This is a genomic window from Chrysiogenia bacterium (assembly GCA_020434085.1).
Classification (GTDB): domain Bacteria; phylum JAGRBM01; class JAGRBM01; order JAGRBM01; family JAGRBM01; genus JAGRBM01.
The window spans coordinates 1-2,158 of record JAGRBM010000090.1 but is presented as its reverse complement, the minus strand read 5'-3'; the positions used below and the strand labels follow the sequence as shown (position 1 = coordinate 2,158).

Genomic DNA, 2,158 nt, shown 5'->3' with positions numbered 1-2,158 from the left:
GCAGGCGACCTTCGGGACAGTCCCGGCGCATACCAAGCGCACCCGCCATTCCGCGCTCGGCGGCTGGCTCACCTGCGCCGACTGCGGCTGCCGGATCACCTACGACCCCAAGAAGAAAGCCAGCGGCATCGTCTACCACTACTACCGCTGTGCCAACGGCAGGAAAGCACACCAGAAACTCGTCTATGCGAGCGAGGACCAGATTCTCACGAACTTTGAGAGCGCCCTCGATTCCATCGCAATCCCGGAAGCCCTCGCCAGGGATATTGCCGACTACCTGGGCAAATCGCAGAAGGACTCCCGCGCGGAAAGCCGCCGCGAGGCGGCGAGGCTCGAACGTGAAATCGACGCGCTCGAAGCAAAGGAAGACGCCCTCTATGAGGACTTCCGCGCCGGGTTCATGGACGAGGTTGCCTACAAGCGCCGCCTCGAAAAACTCCGCGCTGACAAACGCCGCGCCGAAGAAGCGCTTGCTCGTACGAGAAACGGCAACAACGCCGAAGAGCTCCTCACGGCCAGGAGAATTTTAGAACTCGCCAGCTGCGCGAAATCACTCTGGAAATCCCGGAATCCCCATGAAAAGCGCGAGCTCCTCGAAAAGCTGCTTTCGAACCCGCAATGGGACGGCGCAAGTGCGCGATATGATTTGAAGAAACCCTTCGCGATACTCGCTGAAATCAATGGAAGTGGTGAATGGCGCGCCCGGAGGGACTCGAACCCCCAACCCTCTGGTTCGAAGCCAGATACTCTATCCGGTTGAGCTACGGGCGCGTGAGTTGCTTGTAGGTGGTGCGGGCGGCGCGGTCAATTATCCGAGCACGACCTCGTCGACGACCGTCGCGCCGGCGCGGATGGTCTTGTGCACCGGGCACTTGCTTGCGATGACGGCCAGGCGCTCGCGCTGCTCTTCGTCGAGCGGGCCCTTGAGGACGATGTGGCGTTCCATCCGGTCGATGAGGCCGTCCTTGCCCTCACAGTCGGCGCAGTCCTCGGCATGAACCTTTGCGTGATGCACGCGGACCTCGACCCCTTCGAGGGGCCAGCCCTTTCGCGTTGCGTACATCTCGATGGTGATGGAGGTGCAGGCCGCCAGCGCCGAGCAAAGGAGCTCGTAGGGATTGGGCCCCTGCCCCGTGCCGCCGAGTGATTCGGGCTCGTCGGCGATCAGCGTGTGCGGGCCCGCCTGAATGGTCTGGCGAAAGCCTTCGATCTTCGAGGTGAGTGTGACTTCGTGCTGTTCCATTGCGTCCTACTTCCCGGCTTCGATGAGCGGCATCTTCTGGAGGATCTCGCCTTCGAGGATGCGTTTGTCGTATTCGTCGGTGCGGGTGAGCGTGGCGAAGATCGCGGCGAGCCGGTCGGCCTCCAGCGAGTGGAAACGCCAGGCGTTTTTCGAGAGCCCCGGGATGTGCGTCGCAATCTTGAGAAAGGGATCGGCGAAGCGAAACCACGGGCGGCCCGGCCCGACGATGCCGCTGGGGCGCACGATGGTCCAGATTAGGCCCGAGTCGCGCAGCGAGTTCTCGGCGCGCTGCTTGTAGGCCAGATAGGATCCGGTCGGGTTGCCCGCGCCCACGGAGGTGAGCAGGTGCATCTTTTTGACCCCGGCGCGGTGCCCGGCCTCCGCCAGGGCTTTTGGGATTCCCCAGTCGACGGTCTCGTAGCTGATGCCTTCACGGAACTGTTTTCGGGTCGTGCCCACCAGGCAGATGATCTCGTCGACATCGGTGAGCTTGGGCTCCAGGGACTCGGGATTCATCAGGTCGCAGGGGGCCACGTCGTCACGTTCCGCCCACGGAGACTTCTCCGCCGTCCCCGGACGCAGCAGGATTTTGAGCTTTGCATCGGAAAGCAGCGGCAGCAGCCGCACCCCCGTGTATCCCGAACCGCCGGCAATCGCGATGGTCTTCATGGCTCTCTCCTTTTGCCGCCGATGACCACTACCTGGCCGCCGTTACCCGTTCGTTCAGGTTGATCAACGAATCCCGAATGCGGGTCATCAGGTCTGTAGTAATCGGCCTGTTAGGGGCAATGTCGGAATCGGGTATCTCGACAAACGGTTTGCTTGGTTGATTTGCCATGGGTTACTCCTAAAAAACTAAATCAGGCCGTCCGTATCACCTGCCTTCTCGCATCACTTATCTGAAAATATATGCCG

The 2,158-nt window shown here is 61.6% G+C and carries 2 protein-coding genes and 1 tRNA gene; all 3 read right to left on the bottom strand.

Annotated elements, in window-relative coordinates; genetic code table 11:
• Positions 1 to 694 precede the first annotated feature (694 nt).
• Positions 695 to 771, bottom strand: a tRNA-Arg gene (locus KDH09_03165).
• Between the two features lie 37 nt (positions 772 to 808).
• Positions 809 to 1,243, bottom strand: a complete 435-nt coding sequence (locus KDH09_03160; protein MCB0218669.1) for an OsmC family protein — start codon at positions 1,241 to 1,243, stop codon at positions 809 to 811.
• Positions 1,244 to 1,249: 6 nt separating this feature from the next.
• On the bottom strand, positions 1,250 to 1,912 hold the full coding sequence (locus KDH09_03155; GenBank protein MCB0218668.1) for an NAD(P)H-binding protein: 663 nt from the start codon (positions 1,910 to 1,912) through the stop codon (positions 1,250 to 1,252).
• Positions 1,913 to 2,158: the final 246 nt, after the last annotated feature.

Coding starts and splice junctions, on each gene's coding strand:
- KDH09_03160 (MCB0218669.1), bottom strand. CDS start 1,243: ATGGAACAGCACGAAGTCACACTCACCTCGAAGATCGAAGGCTTTCGC.
- KDH09_03155 (MCB0218668.1), bottom strand. CDS start 1,912: ATGAAGACCATCGCGATTGCCGGCGGTTCGGGATACACGGGGGTGCGG.